The sequence below is a fragment of the Mesorhizobium sp. WSM4906 genome (genome assembly GCF_029674625.1).
Classification (GTDB): Bacteria; Pseudomonadota; Alphaproteobacteria; order Rhizobiales; family Rhizobiaceae; genus Mesorhizobium.
The window spans coordinates 5457425-5479080 of record NZ_CP121355.1 but is presented as its reverse complement, the minus strand read 5'-3'; the positions used below and the strand labels follow the sequence as shown (position 1 = coordinate 5479080).

Annotated in this window: 24 protein-coding genes and 1 pseudogene; 19 read left to right on the top strand and 6 right to left on the bottom strand. The window is 65.1% G+C overall.

The window, feature by feature from the left end; all coding sequences use genetic code 11:
• The first annotated feature begins 25 nt into the window (after positions 1-25).
• The 7 genes from QAZ22_RS26630 to rarD all read left to right on the top strand — a co-directional run bounded on the left by QAZ22_RS26630 (position 26) and on the right by rarD (position 5993).
• Entirely contained in the window at positions 26-430 is a 405-nt protein-coding gene (locus QAZ22_RS26630) for a DUF559 domain-containing protein (RefSeq protein ID WP_278203718.1), read from the top strand.
• On the top strand, positions 427-813 hold the full coding sequence (locus QAZ22_RS26625) for a VOC family protein (RefSeq protein WP_278203716.1): 387 nt from the start codon (positions 427-429) through the stop codon (positions 811-813). The genes QAZ22_RS26630 and QAZ22_RS26625 overlap by 4 nt, the downstream gene beginning before the upstream one ends.
• A gap of 33 nt (positions 814-846) precedes the next feature.
• Positions 847-1338, top strand: coding sequence for a GFA family protein (locus tag QAZ22_RS26620; protein ID WP_278203714.1), 492 nt, complete (start codon positions 847-849; stop codon positions 1336-1338).
• Positions 1335-1811, top strand: coding sequence for a GFA family protein (locus QAZ22_RS26615; RefSeq protein ID WP_278077929.1), 477 nt, complete (start codon positions 1335-1337; stop codon positions 1809-1811). Before QAZ22_RS26620 ends, QAZ22_RS26615 begins: the two co-directional genes overlap by 4 nt.
• Positions 1808-2773, top strand: coding sequence for a prolyl aminopeptidase (pip, locus tag QAZ22_RS26610; RefSeq protein ID WP_278203713.1), 966 nt, complete (start codon positions 1808-1810; stop codon positions 2771-2773). Before QAZ22_RS26615 ends, pip begins: the two co-directional genes overlap by 4 nt.
• Positions 2774-2984: 211 nt before the next feature.
• A complete protein-coding gene (gene cimA, locus QAZ22_RS26605) occupies positions 2985-4601 on the top strand; it encodes a citramalate synthase (RefSeq protein WP_278203712.1) in 1617 nt (538 codons plus the stop codon).
• A 462-nt stretch (positions 4602-5063) separates the two neighbouring features.
• Positions 5064-5993 carry an EamA family transporter RarD gene (gene rarD, locus QAZ22_RS26600; protein WP_278203711.1) on the top strand — a complete coding sequence of 310 codons (930 nt, stop codon included), beginning with the start codon at positions 5064-5066 and terminating at the stop codon, positions 5991-5993.
• A gap of 11 nt (positions 5994-6004) precedes the next feature.
• On the opposite strand, the gene QAZ22_RS26595 is transcribed toward rarD, so the two are convergent.
• Positions 6005-7000 (bottom strand): transporter, encoded by a 996-nt coding sequence (locus tag QAZ22_RS26595; RefSeq protein WP_278203709.1) that lies wholly within the window; start codon positions 6998-7000, stop codon positions 6005-6007.
• A gap of 293 nt (positions 7001-7293) precedes the next feature.
• Between QAZ22_RS26595 and QAZ22_RS26590 the strand changes: the two genes are divergently transcribed.
• Together QAZ22_RS26590 and QAZ22_RS26585 are read left to right on the top strand one after the other, a co-directional pair.
• The gene (locus QAZ22_RS26590) at positions 7294-8265 is read left to right on the top strand and encodes an MBL fold metallo-hydrolase (protein WP_278203707.1); all 972 of its coding nucleotides are present in this window, start codon (positions 7294-7296) and stop codon (positions 8263-8265) included.
• A gap of 31 nt (positions 8266-8296) precedes the next feature.
• On the top strand, positions 8297-8758 hold the full coding sequence (locus QAZ22_RS26585) for a tetratricopeptide repeat protein (protein WP_278203706.1): 462 nt from the start codon (positions 8297-8299) through the stop codon (positions 8756-8758).
• Positions 8759-8825: 67 nt separating this feature from the next.
• Here QAZ22_RS26585 and QAZ22_RS26580 read toward each other — a convergent pair whose 3' ends face one another.
• Positions 8826-10022: an IS256 family transposase gene (locus tag QAZ22_RS26580; RefSeq protein WP_278203704.1), complete on the bottom strand. Its 1197-nt coding sequence runs from the start codon at positions 10020-10022 to the stop codon at positions 8826-8828.
• A 438-nt stretch (positions 10023-10460) separates the two neighbouring features.
• Here QAZ22_RS26580 and QAZ22_RS26575 point away from each other — a divergent pair, with 438 nt between their 5' ends.
• Positions 10461-10916: a DoxX family protein gene (locus QAZ22_RS26575; RefSeq protein WP_278203702.1), complete on the top strand. Its 456-nt coding sequence runs from the start codon at positions 10461-10463 to the stop codon at positions 10914-10916.
• Here the strand turns inward: QAZ22_RS26575 and QAZ22_RS26570 are convergent.
• Positions 10900-11058: pseudogene (locus QAZ22_RS26570) on the bottom strand (SDR family oxidoreductase); the annotation flags it as partial. The gene QAZ22_RS26575 and the pseudogene QAZ22_RS26570 sit on opposite strands and share 17 nt — an antisense overlap.
• Before the next feature lie 57 nt (positions 11059-11115).
• Between QAZ22_RS26570 and QAZ22_RS26565 the strand changes: the two are divergent.
• Positions 11116-11298 carry a hypothetical protein gene (locus QAZ22_RS26565; RefSeq protein WP_278203701.1) on the top strand — a complete coding sequence of 61 codons (183 nt, stop codon included), beginning with the start codon at positions 11116-11118 and terminating at the stop codon, positions 11296-11298.
• Between the two features lie 318 nt (positions 11299-11616).
• Positions 11617-12378 carry a hypothetical protein gene (locus QAZ22_RS26560; protein WP_278203699.1) on the top strand — a complete coding sequence of 254 codons (762 nt, stop codon included), beginning with the start codon at positions 11617-11619 and terminating at the stop codon, positions 12376-12378.
• 41 nt (positions 12379-12419) lie between these two features.
• On the opposite strand, the gene QAZ22_RS26555 is transcribed toward QAZ22_RS26560, so the two are convergent.
• The gene (locus QAZ22_RS26555; RefSeq protein ID WP_278203698.1) at positions 12420-12710 is read right to left on the bottom strand and encodes a muconolactone Delta-isomerase family protein; all 291 of its coding nucleotides are present in this window, start codon (positions 12708-12710) and stop codon (positions 12420-12422) included.
• 118 nt (positions 12711-12828) lie between these two features.
• On the opposite strand from QAZ22_RS26555, the gene QAZ22_RS26550 reads away from it, so the two are divergent.
• Positions 12829-13713 (top strand): LysR substrate-binding domain-containing protein, encoded by an 885-nt coding sequence (locus tag QAZ22_RS26550; protein WP_278203696.1) that lies wholly within the window; start codon positions 12829-12831, stop codon positions 13711-13713.
• 103 nt (positions 13714-13816) lie between these two features.
• On the opposite strand, the gene QAZ22_RS26545 is transcribed toward QAZ22_RS26550, so the two are convergent.
• Positions 13817-14428: a TIGR00730 family Rossman fold protein gene (locus QAZ22_RS26545; protein WP_278203695.1), complete on the bottom strand. Its 612-nt coding sequence runs from the start codon at positions 14426-14428 to the stop codon at positions 13817-13819.
• A gap of 119 nt (positions 14429-14547) precedes the next feature.
• Here QAZ22_RS26545 and QAZ22_RS26540 point away from each other — a divergent pair, with 119 nt between their 5' ends.
• The 4 genes from QAZ22_RS26540 to QAZ22_RS26525 all read left to right on the top strand — a co-directional run bounded on the left by QAZ22_RS26540 (position 14548) and on the right by QAZ22_RS26525 (position 19052).
• Entirely contained in the window at positions 14548-15999 is a 1452-nt protein-coding gene (locus tag QAZ22_RS26540) for a LysM peptidoglycan-binding domain-containing protein (RefSeq protein ID WP_278203694.1), read from the top strand.
• 220 nt (positions 16000-16219) lie between these two features.
• The gene (locus QAZ22_RS26535; protein ID WP_278203693.1) at positions 16220-16540 is read left to right on the top strand and encodes a metalloregulator ArsR/SmtB family transcription factor; all 321 of its coding nucleotides are present in this window, start codon (positions 16220-16222) and stop codon (positions 16538-16540) included.
• A gap of 25 nt (positions 16541-16565) precedes the next feature.
• On the top strand, positions 16566-18449 hold the full coding sequence (locus tag QAZ22_RS26530) for an ABC transporter ATP-binding protein/permease (protein WP_278203692.1): 1884 nt from the start codon (positions 16566-16568) through the stop codon (positions 18447-18449).
• Positions 18450-18710: 261 nt separating this feature from the next.
• Positions 18711-19052: an antibiotic biosynthesis monooxygenase gene (locus tag QAZ22_RS26525; RefSeq protein WP_278076417.1), complete on the top strand. Its 342-nt coding sequence runs from the start codon at positions 18711-18713 to the stop codon at positions 19050-19052.
• Here the strand turns inward: QAZ22_RS26525 and QAZ22_RS26520 are convergent.
• Positions 19031-19924, bottom strand: a complete 894-nt coding sequence (locus QAZ22_RS26520; RefSeq protein ID WP_278203690.1) for an SMP-30/gluconolactonase/LRE family protein — start codon at positions 19922-19924, stop codon at positions 19031-19033. The two genes, QAZ22_RS26525 and QAZ22_RS26520, sit on opposite strands and share 22 nt — an antisense overlap.
• Positions 19925-20112: 188 nt before the next feature.
• Between QAZ22_RS26520 and QAZ22_RS26515 the strand changes: the two genes are divergently transcribed.
• Complete coding sequence (locus QAZ22_RS26515; protein ID WP_278203688.1) at positions 20113-20811, top strand: phosphatidylserine decarboxylase; 699 nt, start codon at positions 20113-20115, stop codon at positions 20809-20811.
• Between the two features lie 75 nt (positions 20812-20886).
• On the top strand, positions 20887-21630 hold the full coding sequence (locus tag QAZ22_RS26510) for a phosphatidylcholine/phosphatidylserine synthase (RefSeq protein ID WP_278207950.1): 744 nt from the start codon (positions 20887-20889) through the stop codon (positions 21628-21630).
• The last annotated feature ends 26 nt before the right edge of the window (positions 21631-21656 follow it).

The window sequence follows — 21656 nt, the reverse complement described above, 5'->3', positions numbered from 1 at the left end:
GCAGGACAGAGGGGGGCGCCTCGCGATGACCCATTTTCCTGTATCTCCCGTCAATCGCGGCAATGCGCGCAAGATGCGCAAGCAAATGACAGACGCCGAACTGAAGCTTTGGAACGAGCTACGCGCACACCGCCTCATGGGGTTGGCATTTCGACGTCAAATGCCAATAGCTGGCTGCATCGTCGACTTTGCTTTTCCCGCCAAGAAGCTGATCGTTGAGGTGGATGACTCCCAGCATGCTTCACCTGAGGTCTCGGCGTTTGATACCGCGCGAACTGCGAAGCTCGAAGCGCTCGGCTGGACCATCCTGCGCTTCTGGAACCACGACGTGATCCGCGATATCGACAATGTCTGCCAGCACATCGTCATCGCGGCCGGCCTGGCCGTGGCCGAAGTGCCCGCGCCACCAACGGAGGAGCTCGTTCCATGATCGACCATCTCGGCATCAGCATTTCCGATTTCGAAAAGTCCAAGGCCTTCTACGACAAGGCGATGGCGCCGCTGGGCGCTTCGCTGCTCTACATGGTGCCGCAGGAATATACCGGCGGCGCCAAGGTCGGCGGTTATGGCCGCGACCGGCCGGTGTTCTGGCTGAGTGGTGGCAAGGAGAAGCCGAAGGACCACCAACATGTCGCTTTCACCGCGCGCAGCCGCGCCGAGGTCGACGCTTTCCATGCCGCGGCGCTTGCCGCCGGCGGCAGGGACAATGGCGGGCCGGGACTGCGTCCTCACTATCACCCGAACTACTACGGCGCCTTCGTCTTCGATCCCGACGGCAACAATGTCGAGGCGGTCTGCCATGACCCGGAGTGAGCCCATGAATCGGCCCGTGAATCGGAGCGAGCGATGAGCCTCGACAACCGGCCGGTCTATACGGGCGGCTGCCAGTGCGGCGCCGTGCGCTTCCGCGTTGAGGGCGCGCTCGGCGACGCATCCGTCTGCCACTGCCGCATGTGCCAGAAGGCGAGCGGCAATTTCTACCTGCCGCTGGTCTCGGTGCGCGGCGCCAGGCTCGCCTGGACGCGTGGCGAGCCGAAGCGCTTCCGCTCGTCCAGCGCCGTGTGGCGCGGCTTCTGCGCCGAATGCGGCACGCCGCTGACCTTCGAGGCGCCGGATGGCACAGCACTTGCGATCGCCGCCTTCGACGATCCCGCGGGCATCGCGCCCACCATCCAGTGGGGTGTCGAGGCGAAGCTTCCCTATGTCGACGGCATCTCGAAACTGCCGTCCGAGGAGACGATGGGCGATGTCTCGTCAGCGCCTTATCTGGCCGAGCTCGTCTCTTATCAGCATCCAGACCACGACACCGACCAATGGCCGCCGGAGGAAAAATCATGACCGATGAAGTTCGAACAGGCGGTTGCCAGTGCGGCGCGGTGCGCTTCCGCATCAAGGGCAAGCTCGGGCGCCCGTCCATCTGCCACTGCCGCATGTGCCAAAAGCAGTTCGGCAATTTCTTCGGCGCGCTGGTGACGGTGCCGAGGGACGGCGTCGAATGGACCCATGAGGAGCCGAGCTACTTCCAGTCCTCGGTCAACATCGACCGCGGCTTTTGCGCCCGCTGCGGCACGCCGCTGACTTACCGCCAGCCGGGTGGACTGGAGATCGCCATCGGCGCCTTCGACGACCGCTCGGATCTGGCGCCGCAGATCCAGGTCAACTACGCGGTTCGCTTGCCTTGGGTGGAAAAGATCTTCGAGGCGCCGATCCTCGACGATCCAGATTTCTATCGACGGCAGGAGCAGATCATCTCCTTCCAGCATCCCGACCACGAGACGGCCAACTGGCCGCAGCAGGGCTTGAAACTATGACGATCCACAGCAGTTCCTTGCGCACGCTCTACCCCGAAATCGAGCCGTTCGAGTCGGGCATGCTCGATGTCGGCGACGGCCACACCATCTATTGGGAGCGCTGCGGCACAAGGGGCGCCAAGCCTGCCGTGTTCCTGCATGGCGGTCCGGGCGGCACCATCTCGCCGAAACACCGGCGGCTGTTCGACCCGAAACTCTACGACGTCATCCTGTTCGACCAGCGCGGCTGCGGGAAATCGACGCCCAACGCTTCGCTCGAAGCCAACACCACCTGGCATCTCGTCGCCGACATCGAGCGCCTGCGCGAGATGGCGGGCTTCGACAAATGGCTGGTGTTCGGCGGCTCCTGGGGCTCGACGCTGGCGCTCGCCTACTCAGAGACGCATCCCGAGCGCGTCAGCGAGCTGGTCGTGCGCGGCATCTATACGCTGACCCGCGCCGAGCTCGAATGGTATTATCAGTTCGGCGTCTCCGAGATGTTTCCCGACAAATGGGAACGCTTTCTCGCGCCGATCCCCGAGGCCGAGCGCGGCGACATGATGGCGGCCTACCGCAAGCGGCTGGTCGGCTCTGATCGCAAGGCCCAGGTCGAGGCGGCCCTTGCCTGGAGCATCTGGGAAGGCGAGACGATCACGCTGCTGCCGGAGCCTGAGACCAGCACGCCGTTCGGCCAGGACGACTACGCCATCGCCTTCGCCCGCATCGAGAACCATTATTTCGTCCATGCCGGCTGGCTGGAGGAAGGGCAGCTGCTCCGCGACGCCTGGAAGCTCAAGGATATCCCCGGCACCATCGTCCACGGCCGCTACGACATGCCGTGCCCGGCGAAATACGCCTGGGCGCTGCACAAGGCCTGGCCGAAGGCGGATTTCCATCTGATCGAGGGCGCCGGCCATGCCTATTCGGAGCCGGGGATCTTGGACCGGCTGATCCGGGCGACGGATGGGTTTGCGGGGAAATAACCATGCAGGTTCATGCTCCACGGCGCCCCCCTCTGTCCTGCCGGACATCTCCCCCACAAGGGGGGAGATCAGACCGCGCTTCGGCTTTCGCCAATCGCCGGCGCCGCAGGACAAGCGGCAAGGCCAAAGCTGCCAATCTCCCCCCAAGTGGGGGAGATGTCCGGCAGGACAGAGGGGGGCGCGAAGGATCGCTTCCGTTTGAGTTACGTCCATGACAAAGCAACGCCTCTATCTCTTCGACACCACGCTCCGCGACGGCCAGCAGACGCCGGGCATCGACTTTTCCGTCGAGGACAAGATCGCGATTGCTAAACTGCTGGACGAGTTCGGCATCGACTATGTCGAGGGCGGCTATCCGGGCGCCAACCCGACCGACACCGCCTTCTTCCAGGAGAAGCGCACGGCCAAAGCAAAGTTCGTCGCCTTCGGCATGACCAAGCGGGCAGGGGTCTCGGCCTCCAACGACCCGGGGCTTGCGGCGCTCGTGCAATCGAAATCCGACGCCATCTGCTTCGTCGCCAAGAGCTGGGACTACCATGTGCGCGTCGCGCTCGGCTGCACCAACGAGGAGAACCTGGAGTCGATAAAAGTCTCGGTCGAGACGGCGGTCGCTTCGGCCAAGGAAGCGATGGTCGACTGCGAGCATTTCTTCGACGGCTTCAAGGCCAATCCCGATTACGCGCTGGCCTGCGCCAGGACCGCCTACGATGCCGGCGCGCGCTGGGTGGTGCTGTGCGACACCAATGGCGGCACGCAGCCTTCGGAGGTGCGGGCAATCGTCGAGAAAGTGATCGCCGGCGGCATCCCGGGCGACCACCTCGGCATCCATGCCCATGACGACACCGGCCAGGCTGTGGCGAATTCGCTTGCCGCCGTCGAGGCCGGCGTGCGCCAGATCCAGGGCACGCTGAACGGCATCGGCGAGCGCTGCGGCAACGCGAATCTCATCTCCATCGTGCCGACGCTTTCGCTGAAGCCGGCCTTCGCCGACCGCTTCGAGACCGGCATCTCAGCCGCGGCGCTGACTGGCATCTCGCGGCTCTCCAGGGCCTTCGACGAATTGCTGAACCGCGCGCCGGAAGCGCAGGCGCCCTATGTCGGCTCCTCCGCCTTCGCCACCAAGGCCGGCATCCACGCTTCTGCCTTGGCCAAGGAGCCGGCGACCTATGAGCATGTACCGCCGGAAGCCGTCGGCAACCGCCGCCGCGTCATGGTTTCCGACCAGGGCGGCAAGGCCAATTTCCTGGCCGAGCTGAAGCGGCGCGGCATCGATGTGCCGAAGGATGATCACCGGCTCGACGCGCTGATCGCGGTGGTCAAGGAACGCGAGGCCGAAGGCTACGCCTATGAGGGCGCCGACGCCTCCTTCGAATTGCTCGCCCGCAAGATGCTGCACGGGTTGCCGGAGTTCTTCAACGTCACCTCCTTCCGCTGCATGGTCGAGCGCCGCTTCGACGCCAACGGCAATCTGAAGACAGTGTCCGAGGCGATCGTGAAGGTGATGGTCGACGGCGAGGAGAAGATGTCGGTCGCCGAGGGCCACGGCCCGGTCAACGCGCTCGACATCGCGCTGCGCAAGGATCTCGGTAAATACCAGAGCGAGATCGTCGATCTCGAGCTCGCCGACTTCAAGGTGCGTATCCTCAACGGCGGCACCGAGGCCATCACCCGCGTTCTGGTCGAATCGCACGATTCCACCGGAGCCCGCTGGTGGACGGTCGGCGTCTCGGAAAACATCATCGACGCCTCCTTCCAGGCGCTGATGGATTCGATCGTCTACAAGCTGATGAAGAACCGCGAGATGGCGGGACTGGTGGCGGCGGAGTAGAACTCCTTTCTTCGCCTCCGCGAAGGTGGCTACGCTATGCACACATCTTCTGTGACTGGCGCGACTGATCAGGCTGAGGCTTGATTGCCACGTGGTTCCCGCAACCGGTCGCTGCTTCGCAGCGCCACCTTCCCCCCTCCGGAGGGAAAGGAAGGGAGCCTTGCTGGACGAGCGTTGACGGCAAAAGGCTTGGCGCTTTTCCTCTACCCCGTCGATCGGGGGAGAGGTGGCTCGGCGAAGCCGAGACGGAGTGGGGGTCGACCAGCGCTACATTAGACAATGCATGCGCCAAGCTGCCATGCACGCTATCGCCAAAGGCCAGCCGCTTGCAAATGTGTGCATGCCGTAGCCCACTATGTGGGGCGAGGAGCGCGCGAACCCTTGACCCATCAGCGGAAGTCCATTGATCCATCATAATTTTGTGATGGTCTTGGGCGATCCGCTGGGCCATAGCGTTGGGCCATGGTCACCGAAACAGTTCAGCTCGATCAAGATGCCAAGGCCCGCCGCGGCTTCCTTCTGGCGCTCGGCGCCTATTTCCTGTGGGGGCTCTTACCCTTCTACATGAAGGCGGTGGCGCATCTGCCGCTCGCCGAGGTGATCGCCAACCGCGTCGTCTGGTCGGTGCCGATCGCCGCCTGCGTGCTGGTCTGGGCCGGCCGCACGGCCGATTTCAAGGCTGCGATCCGCACGCCGAAGAGCATTGCCATGGCGGCGCTGACGGCGGTGCTGATCTCGATCAACTGGGGCATCTATGTCTGGGCGATCGCGGTCGACCGCACCGTCGAGACCGCGCTCGGCTATTACATCAACCCGCTGGTCAGCGTCGTCGTCGGCGCCGTGCTGCTCGGCGAGCGGCTCGACCGCCTGCAGATCGCGGCGGTGGCGCTGGCCGCGATCGCGGTGGCGGTGCTCACCGTGGAGGCCGGCAAGCTGCCCTGGGTGTCGCTGGCGCTCGCCTTCTCCTTCGCCGCTTACGGCTTCTTCAGGAAGACGCTGCCGATCGGCCCGAGCCAAGGCTTTCTGCTCGAAGTGCTGCTGCTCTCGGTGCCGGCGCTCTGCTACATCGCCTATCTGATCGCCACCGGGCAGGACCATTTCGTCTCCAGCAGCGCAAAAGACACCGCGCTGCTGATCGGCTGCGGCCCGATCACGGCGGTGCCGCTTCTGCTCTTTGCCTTTGGCGCCAGGCTGCTGCGCCTCTCCACCATCGGCATCATGCAATACATCGCGCCGACCATGGTGTTCCTGATCGCCGTGCTGATCTTCGACGAACCGTTCGGCACCATCCAGGCCGTAGCCTTCGCCCTGATCTGGACGGCGCTGGCCATGTATAGCTGGTCGATGTTCAGGGGCCGCGAGATCCGACAGCCGGCTCCCGCGACGAGGTAGGGCATTCGCCCTCAAACCCGCCCCAGTCGCCGCACGATCATATAGACGATGCCGGCGATCACGACCGACATCGCCGTCACCACCCAAAAACCCATCGGCGTGTCGACCAGCGGCAGTCCGCCGACATTCATGCCGAACAGGCCGGAGATGATGGTCATCGGCAAGAGCACCGCCGTCATCACGGAAAGGATGTAGAGCAGCTGGTTCGACTGCTCGGTCAGCTTCGCCATCAGCTCGTCCTGCAGGAGCCTGGTTCGCGCCTGCAATTGCTCGCCGTCGTGATGCAGCGTGTGCGCGCGGTGCGACAGGCGTGTTGCCATGTCGTTGATCGGGTCCGGCAGGTCGTCGCGGTGCGAATGGTCGAGATGGCGGAAGAGGTTGGTGAGCGTCGCCATCTGCCGATGGATGATCACCAGGTGTCGGCGCGCGTCGACCAGGGCTTGCCGTTCGCTGTGCCAGGCGTCGCAGACGATGCGGTCCTCGATGCCGTCCAGCGTGTCGCCCATCTTGTCGAGCTCGCCCGACATGCCGTCGAGCGACTGGCCCATCACTGCCTCGATCAGCTCGGCCGGCGAGCGGAATCTGCGCGTGCCGCTCTCGACCAGCTTGCGGATCTTGTCGACCGACTCCAGCGGCTGCTTGCGGGCGCCGATCAGCATCGTCTCGTTGAAGGCGAAGCGGAAATGCGTGAGCCCGCGCGCCTCGGCGAAGTCGTGCCTGAGGTCGGGCAGATCGCCGTAGAGGAAGTCGTCCTCGAAATCGATGTGACAGCCGTGGCTGGGCGACAGGAAGGCCTCGCGCACAGCAGCCGGCAGGGCCTGCTCGGCGGCGATCTCGTGGCGGGCGCGCATGTCGGTGATCTGGTAGCTGCGCCACGTCCAGAGCGCCTCGGCGGGGTCCTTGGTGCGCAAGCCCTCGGCGGTGAAATGATAGATGAAGAACAGCCCGTGCTCGTCGGGCAGATAGGGCGAGAGGTCGGTGCCTTCGTTGGGGACAGCGATGTTCATGGCGGCTTCGCTGGTTCTTGATGCGGTCGGGTCGCGGGGGCGGCCAGGCAGCGTTTCTAGCATGCGCAACCCCGCTCGCGTGTGACAGTTCGATGACGGCCGGCGCTCCGGCGGTCTCGTTTCCGATTGCGTGCTTTTCAAAAAATTCTCCCGCGCCCCGGGAATAAAGCCCGGGCCTTCCGGGTCTTGCCGTGTAGCGAGGCGAACCTTTCTCGGGCCTCGCGCCGTCAGCTCGGAGGAATGCCCACGCCCGGGGAACCACCGCTACACGCAGTCACTAGAGGAGACTTCTGATGTTCAACATGACACGCCGTATGGTGCTCGGATCCGCCGCCGCCGCGGCCGCCTTCGGCATTGCCGGCAGACTGGAATTCGCGCCGGCCGCTCACGCCGAAACCCCGGTCGAGCCGCTGGTCGGCTTCTACAAATACAAGGTGGGCTCGCTCGAGGTCACCGCCGTCTATGACGGCATCTGGCGCAAGCCCCACGACCCGGCCTTCATCAAGGACGTTTCGGTCGACGACACCAAGGCCGCTCTCGCCAAGGCCGGGCTCACCACCGATTTCATGCCGATCCCGCTCACCGTCGTCGTGCTCAAGATGAACGGCCGCACCATCATGATGGATGCCGGCTCCGGCGTCGGCCAGTGGCAGGCCAACGCCACGCATTTGCCGGCCAACATGAAGGCCGCCGGCATCGACTACAAGGCGATCGACACCATCATGATCTCGCATTTCCACCCGGACCATGTCTGGGGCCTGATGGAGAAGGGCACCAACGCGCCGGTGTTCCCGAATGCCGAGCTGATCGTCAACGCCGCCGAATACGATTGGTGGACCGATCCCAGCCGGCTGGCCAAGCTGCCCGAAGGCCGCAAGCCGGCGGGCAAGCGCATCGCCGAAAACTTCCCGAAGTGGAAGAACTGGAAGCTGGTCGAGGACGGCATGGAAGTGGTGCCCGGCATCCGCATCATGGCGGCGCCGGGCCACACGCCCGGCCACGCCGTCTACCATGTCGATGCCGGCTCCGAGCAGTTCCTGGTCTCGGCCGACACCATGTACGTGCCGGCGCTGCTGGCGCCGCATCCCGAATGGCAGGGCGCCTACGACCAGGACGGGCCGATGGCGATCGCCACGCGCCACAAGGTCATCGACCAGGTGATCGCCGACAATGTCCGCATCTGCGGCTCGCACTTCCCGTTCCCCGGCACCGGCAGCTTCGTCAAGGACGGCAATGCCTACGCCTTCACCCCAACCCAGATCTGAATCGGATCCTGAACAGAAAGAGCCAACTTCCATGAAACATGCACTTTTCGCGGTGCTCGGCGCCCTTGCGGTGCTGACCGCGGCCCCGATCGCCATCGCCGTGCCGGCCTATGCCGTGGACGACGTCGAAGGTGCCGACGCGCCGGACCTGACGGCAGTGAAGGCCAAGATCGACGCCAAGGACTATAAGGGCGCGCTGGCCGAGCTGCGCGACCTTGCCCAGGACACCCAGCAGGCCGACGTCTACAACCTGCTCGGCTTCACGCTGCGCAAGACCGGCGACTACCAGACCTCGCTGACCTACTACGCCAAGGCGCTGGAGCTTAAGCCGGACCATAAGGCGGCGCACGAATATCTTGGCGAGCTCTATGTCGAGACCGGCGACATGGCCAAGGCCAAGGAGCAGCTCGCCTCGCTGCAAAAGCTCTGCCCGGCCGGCTGCGAGGAGCTTTCCGATCTTGAGCAGGCCATCGACACCAAGGTGACGAAGTAGGCTGTATGCCCTGATCCTCGCGGTTGTGTGCGTCAAGTTCTGCAAAAAGGGGCGGCCATGAGGCTGGTCATGCGGCTTGGCGCAGAGCGAGCTTCTTGTGCTCGCGCAGGTCGTCCATGTTGATGTAGCGGTTGGCCTCCATCCAGTTTTCGTTGGTTTCGACGGCCAGCGCCCTGACCAGGCGCAGGCAGCTTTCGGCGTTGGGAAAGATGCGCACGACATAGGTGCGGCGCCTGATCTCTTCGTTGAGGCGTTCCAGCATGTTGGTCGACTTCAGGTGCTTGTGGTGCTGGCGCGGCAGGCGGAAGAAGGTCAGCGTGCGCTCGATGCTCTCCTCCACCCACGTCGTCAGCCGCGGATAGCGGCCCGACCATTTGGCCAGCCACGCGGCGAGATCGGCCTTGGCCTCGGCGAGATCGCGCCGGTCGTAGAGCCATCTGAGCTCCTGCAGGCAGTCGTCGCCGTGCTTGCGCGGCAGGTGATCGAGCGCGTTCCTGAGGAAGTGCACGTAGCAGCGTTGCCAGGCCGCTTCCGGAATCACCTCGCCGATCGCCGCGACCAGGCCGGCATGGTCGTCGGACACGACCAGTTCGACGCCCCTAAGACCGCGCGCCTTGAGCGCCACGAGGAAGTCCTTCCAGGCCGAGCGGCTCTCGCGATTGGCCATCTCCACGGCCAGGATCTGGCGCCGCCCGTCCCAGTCGATGCCGACCGCGATCAGCACCGCCTGGCTCATGACGATGCCGGCCTCGCGCACCTTCTCGTAGCGGGCATCGAGCACGAGGTAAGCAAAGGGCTCTTGAAGCGGGCGCTCGGCAAAGGCCTTCAGGCTTTCGTCCAGCCGTTTGTTGATGGCCGAGATCGACGAGGCCGAGAAGGCATGCCCGCACAGCTCCTCGGTGATCGCCTTGACCTTGCGGGTCGACACGCCTTGCACGTACATCTCGGCAAGCGTCGCCACCAAGGCCCGCTCGGAGCGCTGGTAGCGCTCGAACAGCTCGGTGGAGAAGCGCCCCTGCCGGTCCTGCGGAACCCGCAGCTCCAGCTTGCCGACACGGGTGACAAGCGTGCGGCCGTAATACCCAGAGCGATAGCCGAGCCGCTCCGGTGTCCGTTCGCTCTTCGAAGCGCCCAGCGCCTCGTCCATCTCGGCCTCGAGGACCTCCTGCATCACTGCGCGGATCACTTCGTGCAGCCCATCCGGGTTCGAAAGCAGAATGTCTTTGACGGCAGCTATGGCGGATTTATCTTCGATCTTGGTCATGGTGGCGTTCCTTCGCGGGAATCAGGTGACGTGAACAATCACCAGCCTGCCATGACCGCCCTCTCTCAGCGAATTTGCAGAACTCTCAGCACACTACCATCCTCGCTCCTCCAAGTGGGACAAGTGGTGAGGCAGCTATCGGCGAACGCCTGCGCCGCCCCTCATCCGCCTGCCGGCACCTTCTCCCCGTATAGTGACGGGGAGAAGGGAGCCAGTCGCGCGCCCTTGGCGCCTTCTTGCCACGTTGGCGATTGGCGAAACCGTCGATGAGAGCGCCCCTCTCCCCGTCACTATACGGGGAGAGGATGCCGGCAGGCAGGTGAGGGGCGGCGCTGCGCTTGGGGGAATCGTCAATGCGGTCGCCTTGTTCCCGTAAAGGTACGGTCTCGGGCAACGTCTCGAAATTTCTCCTGACGAACAATCCTATTGGAGCCGACCATGACACCGACCGAACTTGCCGAAAAGCTTCGTGCAAAGGACGCGGTCCTGCTTGCCGGCCGCCTGCTCCTGTCCCTGATCTTCGTGCATGAAGGGCTTGAGCTCGCGACCCATTTCGAGGGCGCTCAGAAGGCGATGGCAGCCCTCGGCGTCGGCACACCGCTGCTTCTTGCCACCATCGCTCTGCAGCTCGGCGCCGGCCTGTCGGTCGCGCTTGGCATCCTGGCGCGGCTCGGCGCGGTAGCGCTCGGCCTGTTCTGCCTGATGACGGCAAGCCTCTTCCACACCAACTTCGCCAGCCAGAACGAGCTCCTGCATTTCGAAAAGGATTTGGCGATCGCAGGCGGCATGTTCATCCTGGCGCTCGCCGGTTCCGGCAGGCTGTCGGTGGATGGGGTGCTGGCCAGATACGGGAAAAGCCTGCCGGTTCGAGGGGCCTTCACAACACGCTGGTGATCCGGCCATCTACCAAGAGCGTCTGTCCCGTCACGAAGCTCGCCGCGTCGGACGCCAGGAAGACCGCTGCACCTGCGAGTTCTTCCACGTCGCCCCAGCGCCGCATCGGCGTGCGGCCGGTGAGCCAGTTCGAGAATGTCTCGGGCTTGGTTCGCATTCGGGAATCTGCTGCAGTGGCTCGGCAGCCAATGGGGGATCAATGCTCAAGTGGGGCGCTATACTCGGCATCGTCGGCTTCCTCGGCGGTTTCGTCGGACCGGTCATCTTAACGCCGGAAGCAAACCAGGGACCGCTGCTCGGCATCTTCATCACCGGCCCGCTCGGTTTCGTCCTCGGCCTCGTCGTGGGCTTCGTCCTGCGGTTGCTGCCTGGCCGCCGCTAGGTCTCCGCAATGCGCTGCTTGTCCTCGGGGCAGCCTTCCAGACCTGGCGGCGATTCCAGCAGAACGAGCATGGCGAGGCGCGTTTAGCAGGGCTGCGGCTGGCGTTGCCGTCGATTGCCTGGCTCTCGGTCAACGCAATGCGGAACGCCTGGCCGTGAGATCTGGGCGGCGGCTCCTTGAACTGGCAAGATGGCCTGACCTACTGATGCGGACGAGGATTGGGCGATGACGTTGCTTCAGTTCCATGTCACCGGCGAACAAATCTCAAACGACGAAACCGAGGAGGTCATTCGCGAGGCGGAGCCGCATCGCGGCCTGGTGCGCTATCGCCCCGACGGCGGTGAGCTGTTCGTTCATGCGCGGCTGAACATGGCGCTCCTGCGGGCGGCCGCCTCGCTGCCGGTCCTGCTCCTGAAGATCACTCCGCGCGCAAACGAATTGACGCCGCGCGACGCCCTGCTGACCCCCAAAGGGTCGGTTCGGAACTACGCCTTCCTCGAAAGGCTTTGCGGGGATCTGGCAACGGCCGGCTGCCCTGCCTGCTACCTGGCAGAGCGGCATGGCGAGGGGCGCCGGGATTTCTATTTCACAACGGAGGATGTCGCTGGTTTCGAGCGGATAGCCCGCGCGGCGGCCGAGGCCTCGGCCTTCCCGCTCGCCATCGAACAGCATTCACTGGCAGCGGTTGCGCCGCTCATTCTTCCTGCCGAGGCGATCGGTGACCTCGGCCTGGAAGTCGCCGCCGACGCCCGCATCCGGCCGACGCGCTTCGAGTTCTGGGGTGCGGAACCGTCCCTCGCAAAGCTGCGCGCCGAGCTCGAAAAGCGCGGCTATCGGTTCCTTGGGCTGGAGACGTTTTCGCGTGAGCTGCGCATGGCGAAGAACGTGCCGATCGATGGTGAGGGCTTCGGAGCGGTGTTGAGGGAGATCGTTCCGTTGGCGCGGTCGCTGCAATGCAGCTATTGCGGCACCGAGACCGTCGAGGGCCACGAACAGTTCCTGCTCACGCGTCCTCTGCCTGAACGTTATGGCGGCGCGCGGCGAGGCGGCTTTTTTCGGCGCCTCTTCGGTGGCTCGTAGGTGCTGCCGGGCAAGCGGCAGCACCGATCTCCATGCCGGTCTCAGCGCTTCGGCCCGAAGCCCGGATACGGATTGAGCGGCACGATTGCCGCGATCTCCATCATGCCGGCTTCGACCAGCGGCAGGGTGGCGAGATGGCCGCGCACTTCCTTGTCGTCGGCCGCCTCGAACATCATGCCGCTGCCGGGGATGTCGCCGCGGTTCCAGATCTGGCGCACCGCGCCCTGCGCATAGAGGATCTTGCGTTGCTCGGACTCATTGGGAAGCAGCGGCGCGAAATCGGCGTCGCTGAACTTCTGGGTGTTGCGGGCGAGAAGGGCAAAGAACTGCATGGCGGTCTCCTTTGTGGCCGATTGATGCGGGAGATATCGCGCCGGCTGGTCAGACTGTCCAAGACTGATTAGGCTAAAGTTCAGACCTGTTAGGACTTGAAGCCAAAGGGGCAAAAAAATGCTCGACCTGCGCCAGGTAAGATATTTCGTCGCCGTCGCCGAGGCGGGCAATGTCGGCCGCGCGGCCGAGCAGCTGCACATCTCGCAATCGCCCTTGAGCCGGCAGATCATGCAGCTCGAAGAACGGATCGGCGTCACGCTCTTCGAGCGGGCGAAGCAGCGCGTCCATCTCAACGCCGAGGGCAGGGCTTTCCTGGCGGAGGCCCGCGCGCTGCTCGCCAATGCCGCGAGGCTGGAGGAGCTCGGCCGCAACCTTGCCAGCGGCGCCGCGGGCAGCCTTGCCATCGGTTATGTCGAGGGCGCGGTGCATGCCGGGCTGATCGCCGTCATGCTCAGGGAATTCCGGCGCGAGCGGCCGGATTTCCATCTGCAATTGCGCAGCCGCCGCACGGCCCAGCAATTCGAAGATCTGCGAAGCCGGGCGCTCGACCTCGGCTTCGTCTATGCGCCAGCGCCGAAGGGCGATCCGGATCTGGAGAGCGTGCTGGTGCGCCGCGAGCCACTTGTGCTGGCGATCCCCGAGGGCGATCCGCTTGCTGGTGCAGCCGACATCCAGCCCAGCCATCTCGACGGCCGTGTCTGGATCACCGTCGTGCGCCAGCCCGACGACACCAACCGCGCGCAGTTTCTCGCGGCCTGCGTCGAGGCCGGCTTCGTGCCCGACATCGCCTATGAGACGGCCGATCCGTTGACTTCGCTCGGCCTTGTCAGTGCCGGCCTCGGCCTGGCCACCGTGCAGGAAAGCCTGCGCGACGCGGTGCCGGCCGGCATCGTCTTTCGCGATATGCCCTGGTTCAAGCGCAGCGTTGAAATCCATCTCGCCTGGCGCCGCAATGATCGGAGGGCGGTGATTGGGGATTTGAGGAAGGCAGTAGGGGAGTAGGGGAGTAGGGGAGTAGGGGAGTAGGGGAGTAGGGGAGTAGGGTGGTGCCTCATCAGCCGGCGGTCACCCACATACTCCCTTACTCCCCTATTGCCTTACTCCCCTACATCTTGTCTATCACCGCCTGCACACCTTCCGTCGGCGCATCCACCGACGAACCCGCCACCATGATGGCGGCGACGATGGCCTCGGGGTCGTTGACCACCAGCGGCTTGACCCTATGTGCGGTGTGGATGAAGCCTTCGCCCGACATGTGCTCGATGAGCGAGAGCATTGGGTCCCAGAAACCCTTGATGTTGGCGAACACGATTGGCTTGCGGTGATGCCCGAGCTGTGCCCAGGTCATGATCTCGACGATCTCCTCGACCGTGCCGATGCCGCCCGGCAGCGCCACGAAGGCATCGGATTTCTCGAACATCCTGTGCTTGCGCTCGTGCATGTTGTCGGTGATCAGAAGCTCGTCGAGCTTGTCGAGGGCGGTCTCGGTCGCCTCGCGGTTGATCAGGAAGCGCGGGATGATGCCGGTCACCTTGCCGCCGGCCTTGAGCGCGCCTTCGGCGACTGCGCCCATGATCCCCTTGGTGCCGCCGCCATAGATCAGGCGCAGACCGGATTTCGCCAGCGAGCGGCCGAGCAGATGGCCGGCCTTGACATAGGCCTCGTCGCGGCCCGGAGACGAACCGCAATAGACGCAGACGGATCGAATCGTGTTCATGGCAATGATTGGTGATGGGGACGGTTGGCGCGGTCAAGCCCAGGGACGGGCTTTTTCTTGTGAGCTTGCCGAAAACACGCTAGACCGGCGTTAGGTGGCTAAGGGGGCAGTAAAAGATTATGGCTATCAATCCTTCCAAGGCGTTTTTGTTCGCGGCGGGCGGCGTTGCCGTCGTCGCGGCGGTCGCCTACGGGTCGGGCGCGCTCGACCCCTACATCAACAAAGACAAGCCGGCACAGGTCGCGGCACTTCCGCAAGCGGACACGAAGCCGGCGGAATCCAACAGCACGTCCACCGAGGCGCGCCTGCCGCAGGCGCCGGCCAACACGATGGCCCCGGCCAACAAGATGGCGCCCGCCAACAATGCAATAGCCCCGGCCAACGACGCGACGGCCCCGGCGGCATCCGCGCCGGCCGCCCAGGCGCCCGCCGCCGGTCCGATATTGCCGACCTTCGACGTCGTGCGTGTCGAAGGCGATGGCTCGATCGTGGTGGCCGGCAATGCCGCGCCCAACGCCAAGGTCGAGATACTGAACGGCGGGACGGTGCTCGGCTCGACCGATGCCGGCCCCGACGGCGCCTTCGCCATCGTGCTCGACGATCCGCTGAAGCCGGGCGACTACACGATCACGCTGCGCGCCACCGCCGGCGGCGTCACCGTCGCCTCGGCGCAGACCGCCGTCGTCTCGGTGCCGCAGAGCCCGACCGGCCAGGTGCTGGCGATGGTCGAGGAGCCGGGCAAGCCGTCCGAACTGATCACCGTTCCGCAGCCGGAGGCCAAACCGGCCGCGCCGGCCGCCGGCCAGCCTGCCGCTCAGGCGCCGGCTGGTGGCGCAACAGCGCCGGCGGCGTCCACCGCGGCGCCAGCCACTCAGGCCCCGGCCGCCACCGGCCAGGCTTCCGCCCCGGCAACGCCGGCGCCCGCGGCCGCCGCGGGCGAACCCAAGATTGCCGTCGAGGCAGTCGAGATCGACGGCAGCAAGATCTACGTTGCCGGCACGGCCGATCCCGGCCGCAAGGTCCGAGCCTATGCCGACGACATGCTGCTCGGCGAGGCCAAGACCTCGCCCGATGGCCATTTCCTGATCGAGGCGAAGCGCGACATACCCGTCGGCAACTACACCATCCATGTCGACGGCCTTGCCGATGACGGCGTGAAGGTCGTCGCCCGCGCCGCCGTGCCGTTCGAGCGCGAGCCAGGCGAGTCGATCGCCGCCGTCGCGCCCAATGAGGCCAAGCCCGCCGGGGCCAAGCCTGCCGCCGAGGCGCCGGCCAAGGTCGCGGAAGCGACACCTTCGGCCGGTGCGGCCGAGACGGTCGCGCCCAAACTCGAGCATGCCGACGGCTCCGTCATCATCCGCCGCAACGATACGCTCTGGCGCATCTCGCGGCGGGTCTATGGCCACGGCACGCGCTTCTCGACCATCTACCTCGCCAATCAGGACCAGATCCGCGATCCCGATCGCATCTGGCCCGGCCAGGTCTTCAAGGTCCCCGGCAAGTCGAAGGAAGGCGAGCCTGCCGATATGAAGGCCATGGGCGACCAGATGACCATGCCGAAGACGGAGTAGGGCGCCAATCTCCCCTCTCGAGGGGGAGATGGCCGGCAGGCCAGAGGGGGTCCTCGCGCGTGGAGCGCCGGCATCCTCTGCGACAGGCGATCTCGGCGATCTATGTGAGACGACCCCTCTGTCGCCTTCGGCGACATCTCCCCTCAAGGGGGGAGATTACCGGTGCTACCCGTCCGCCTAGCTTGCCCTCCCATCGCTCATCGTCTATCGCCGATGAACGATGATCGAATCCCTGTCTGAAAACCGCGCGCTCGACAGCCGCGCCATCGCCGCGCGGTTTGCCGCACTCTCGCATCCCGCGCGCATCGAGATCCTGAGGCATCTATCGGCCAGCCGCTGCTGCTCCTGCCGCGAGGTGGTCGACCATCTCGACCTCGCACAGTCGACCGTTTCGCAACATCTGAAGATCCTGGTCGAGGCGGGGCTGGTCCGCTTCGAGCCCGACCGCCAGCGCTCGCGCTATGCGGTCGACCACGCCGCGCTCGCCGGCGTTTCCGGCTTGCTCGATCAACTCGTCAACTCCTGCTGCTTCAGCCGCTGACCCTCTCACCCAAAAGGCAAGACTAGTGGCCGACAAGACCGTCTCCGCCGAATCCGGCACCCTCACCACACTGCGCAATCTGTGGCCCTATATGTGGCCGGCCGACCGCGCCGACTTGAGAGCCCGCGTCACCTGGGCGACGCTGCTGCTGGTCGTCGCCAAGCTCACGCTGGTCGCCGGTCCCTATTTCTTCAAATGGGCGACCGATGCGCTCGCCCACGGCTCGAAGACGCCGCCGCCGCTGCCTGCCTTCATGCTGGCGCCGGTGATGCTGGTCGTCGCCTACAATGTGCTCAGGCTGGTGCAGCTCGGCTTCAACCAGCTGCGCGACGCGCTGTTTGCCCGCGTCGGCCAATATGCGGTGCGCCAGCTCGCCTTCCGCACCTTCGTGCATATGCATCAGCTGTCGCTGCGCTTCCATCTCGAGCGCCGCACCGGCGGCCTGTCGCGCATCATCGAGCGCGGCACCAAGGGCATCGAGACGATCGTGCGCTTCGTCATGCTGAACACGGCGCCGACCATCCTCGAATTCGCGCTCACCGCAGGCATCTTCGCCTACACCTATGGCTGGAAATATGTGGCCGTGGTGGCGGTCACCGTGTGGATCTATGTCTGGTTCACGGTCAAGGCCAGCGATTGGCGCATCTCGATCCGCCGCGACATGAACGACAGCGACACCGACGCCAACACCAAGGCGATCGACTCGCTTCTGAATTTCGAGACGGTCAAATATTTCACCAACGAGCGCATGGAGGCCGAGCGCTTCGACCGCTCGATGGCGCGCTACGAGATTGCGGCCACGAAGACCTGGACGTCGCTCGGCTGGCTGAACTTCGGCCAGGGCTTCATCTTCGGTCTCGGCACCGTCATCGTCATGTGCATGTCGGCGCTGGAGGTGCAGGCGGGCACGCAGTCGGTCGGCGATTTCGTCTTCATCAACACCATGCTGATGCAGCTTTCGGTCCCGCTCAACTTCATCGGTTTCATCTACCGCGAGATCCGGCAAGGCTTGACCGATATCGAACACATGTTCGACCTGCTCGACGTGCCGCAGGAGATCGTCGACAAGCCGGACGCCAGGCCGCTTAAGGTCGGCCCCGGCAAGGTCGAATTCCGCGATGTGCACTTCTCCTATGATCCGAACCGCAAGATCCTGAAAGGCGTCTCCTTCGAGGTGCCGGCGGGCAAGACGGTGGCGATCGTCGGTCCTTCGGGCGCCGGCAAGTCGACCATCTCCAGACTGCTCTTCCGTTTCTACGACGTCCAGGGCGGCCAGGTGCTGATCGACGGCCAGGACATCCGCGATGTCACGCAGGAAAGCCTGCGCGCCGTGCTCGGCATGGTGCCGCAGGACACGGTGCTCTTCAACGACACCATCGCCTACAATATCCGCTACGGCCGGGTCGGCGCCAGCGAGGAGGAGGTGCGCAAGGCCGCCGAGCTCGCCCAGATCGGGCCGTTCATCGCCAAGCTGCCCGAAGGTTATCGCTCGATGGTCGGCGAGCGCGGCCTGAAGCTGTCGGGCGGCGAGAAGCAGCGCGTCGCGATCGCCCGCACCATCCTGAAAGCCCCGCCGATCCTGATGCTCGACGAGGCGACCTCGGCGCTCGACACCCAGACCGAGCAGGAGATCCAGGCGGCGCTCGACCTCGTCAGCAAGGGCCGCACCACCATCGTCATCGCCCACCGCCTGTCGACGGTGATCTCGGCCGACGAGATCATCGTGCTCAAGGATGGCCAGATCGCCGAGCGCGGCACCCATGCGGCGCTGCTCGCCAGGCACGGCCTCTACGCCTCGATGTGGGACCGCCAGCGCGAGGCCACCGAAGCCGAGGAGCGCCTGCGCATCGCCCGCGAAGGCGACGAGCTGGGGGTCGTGGTGCGGCGGAGGACGTCGGAGGTGAGCTAGCGCCTCTTCCTTCTCCCCTTGTGGGAGAAGGTGGATCGGCGCGCAGCGCCGAGACGGTTGAGGGGTGTTCCAGGGGACACCGGCGTCTCACTCCGCTGGAGCACCCCTCATCCGACCGAGCTTCGCTCGGCCACCTTCTCCCACAAGGGGAGAAGGGAAAGTCGGCGCAAGAAATTCCCCTTGACCTCAACCTAGCTTGAGCTTGCAAACCGTCTCCGAGCCCCTGCGAAGCAAGCCTTCCAAGAACGGAGACAGATCGAAATGAGCAATAAGAATCAACGCGATGGCAGCGTCTTTCGGGTCGACAAGTTCGTCGTCCCGGCGTCGGCGCGCGACGAAATCCTGAGCAAGGTCTTCATGACGCACGAGCTACTGCGCCAGCAGGAAGGCTTCGTGCAGGATTTCCTGCTCGAGCAGTTTTCAGGCCCGGGCGAATTCAACATCGTCACCATGGTCGAATGGGAAAGCCAGGCCGCGGTCGACAAGGTGGTGCCGATCGTCAAGGCGGCCCACGAGCGCATCGCCTTCAGCCCGCAGGAAACGATCGCCCGCCTCGGTGTCAAGGCCGACATCGCCAACTATCAGCGCGTGCCGGAGGTGTAGGACGGCCAGCCCGCGCCGGGCGCAGACGCGGCGACGCCAAGCACCTGGCCGGTGCGGGCGTCGCTGACCATGTTCTCGAAGCCGCGCCATTCGGCGGCGGCGATGAACAGCGTCCTGCCGTCGGCACCGCCCAGCATGCAGGCAAAGCAGCCCCGATCGACCTCGATCCTATCGATTTTCGCACCGCCCTCGCGCACCCTGATGCAGTGCCGGTTTGGCACGTCCGCATACCAGACGCAGCCCTCGGCATCGAGGCAAATGCCGTCCGGATAGTCGTTGCCGAGATCGGCCCAGACGCGCCGGTTGGAGAGGCTCCCGTCCTCGCCGATATCGAAAGCAGTCAGCCGCCTGGCGTGGGATTCGGCGACGATCAGCGTTTTGTTGTCGGGCGTCACCGCCATGCCGTTGGCGAAGGCGATGTTCGCTGCGACCTGCCGCACCGCGCCGTCTGGCCTGACCAGCACGATGGTGCCCGGTCCGAAATGCGCGCCCGGTGCGGGAACTGGTCCGCCGCCGTTGACATAGACATTGCCGCGCCCATCGACGACGATCTCGTTCCACGGATTTTTCGACAGTTGCCTGAGATCGGCATGAGTGACGAGTGTTCCGTCTGCTTCCTGCCTAAGCAGAACGCCCTCTCGTCCGGAGACCGCGAGCAGCCGCCCGTCGGGCAGCCAGTCGATCGAATAGGGCAGAACGGCCGGCACCGTGAGCATGACCTCGCTCTTGCCGTCTTCGTCGACGGAGACAATCTCGCCGGTGCCCCAGTTGCAGAGCCAGAGCCGCCCGTCATGCCAGCGCGGGGACTCGCCGAAGGCAAGGCCCTCCGTGATGACCTTTGCTTTCCCGGCGGCGGATTTCGGCGACGGCATTGGCTGGCTCCTTGGGCACGTTGTCTAGCCAAGGACGGATGAGAGGACCGCGTTCCGACAGCCGGCGATGAAAGTCATGGCCATGAGCCGCGCCACCCGCCCGCCCATCCTCCCCCCATTGTTGCGTTGCGGGGAGGGGGGCTTTCGGCTATTGAGGCCGGACCTGAAACAGGGACCGCCCCAGCCCTATGACGCTTCTCGACACGATCAAGAATACGTTCGTTCCGATCCATCGCGAGGGCTATCCCTTCATCGCCGCCTTCGGCGCGGCCACGCTGTTCCTCGGCTATTTCTCCTCGATCCTGTTCTGGGTCGGGCTGATCCTCACCGGTTGGTGCATCTATTTCTACCGTGATCCCGAGCGCGTCACGCCGGTCGACGACCGGCTGGTGGTGAGCCCGGCCGACGGCGTGATCTCGGCGGTCGGCCCGGCCGTGCCGCCGAGCGAGCTTGGCCTGGGTTCCAGCGAGATGACCCGCATCTCGGTGTTCATGAATGTCTTTTCCTGCCACATCAACCGCGCGCCGGTGCGCGGCAGGATCACGCGCATCGAGCATCGTCCCGGCAAATTCCTCAATGCCGAGCTCGACAAGGCAAGCTCCGAGAACGAACGCAACGGTCTGGTCATCGACAGCCCCAACGGCACGATCGCCGCGGTGCAGATCGCCGGACTGGTGGCGCGCCGCATCGTCTGCTGGGCCGAGCAGGGCGGCTCTATCGGCACTGGCGAGCGTTTCGGGCTGATCCGCTTCGGCTCGCGCGTCGACGTCTTCCTGCCGGTGAGCGCCGTGCCGCGCGTCGCCGTCGGCCAGACGGCGGTGGGTGGCGAGACGGTGCTTGCCGAATTCGGCGGCATCGCCGTGACGCCGTTGGTCAGGGTTTCCTGAACGGTGGGCGCGCCCTTCAAGAAATTCGAAGCCCACGCCAGCGGCGGCCCGCGCATCCGCGAGATTCCGATGCGTATGGTGCTGCCCAATCTGGTGACCGTGCTTGCCATCTGCGCCGGCCTGTCCGGCATCCGCTTCGCCTTCGAGGACCGTTTCGAGCCGGCCGTGGTCATGGTGCTCCTCGCCGCCTTTCTCGACGGCATCGACGGGCGCCTCGCCCGCATGTTGAAGGCGACCTCGAAATTCGGCGCGCAGATGGATTCGCTGGCCGATATCGTCAATTTCGGCGTGGCGCCGGCCTTGGTGCTCTATGCCTTCCTGCTCGATCGCGCCGGCTCGCCGGGCTGGATCGCGGCGCTCCTCTTCACCATCGCCTGCGGCATGCGGCTCGCCCGCTTCAACGTGCTTGCCGACGACACCGACCAGCCGGCGTGGCAGACCGAATATTTCGTCGGCGTCCCGGCGCCGGCCGGGGCGGTTCTCGTCATGCTGCCGCTCTATCTCTATTTCCTGCGGCTCGGCCTGGAGCCTAGCCGGCCCGCGGCCTTTGTCGCCACCGGCTTCACCGTGCTCGTCGCGTTCCTCTTGGTCAGCAGGCTGCCGGTCTATTCGGGCAAGAGCGTCAAGGTGCCGGGCGACAGGGTGCTGCCGGTGATCCTCGGCGTCGTGCTCTACATCCTGCTGCTGATGGCCTATCCCTGGTACACGCTGACAGCGTCGGTCGCGGGCTATCTCCTGTTCCTGCCGTTCTCGGTCCGCGCCTATTCGAAGCGGGCCATGCGCGAAGGCGAGAAGGTTCCGCCTTCCGACATCGGGTAGCATCCTCGCCATCCTAGGGTGTGCGC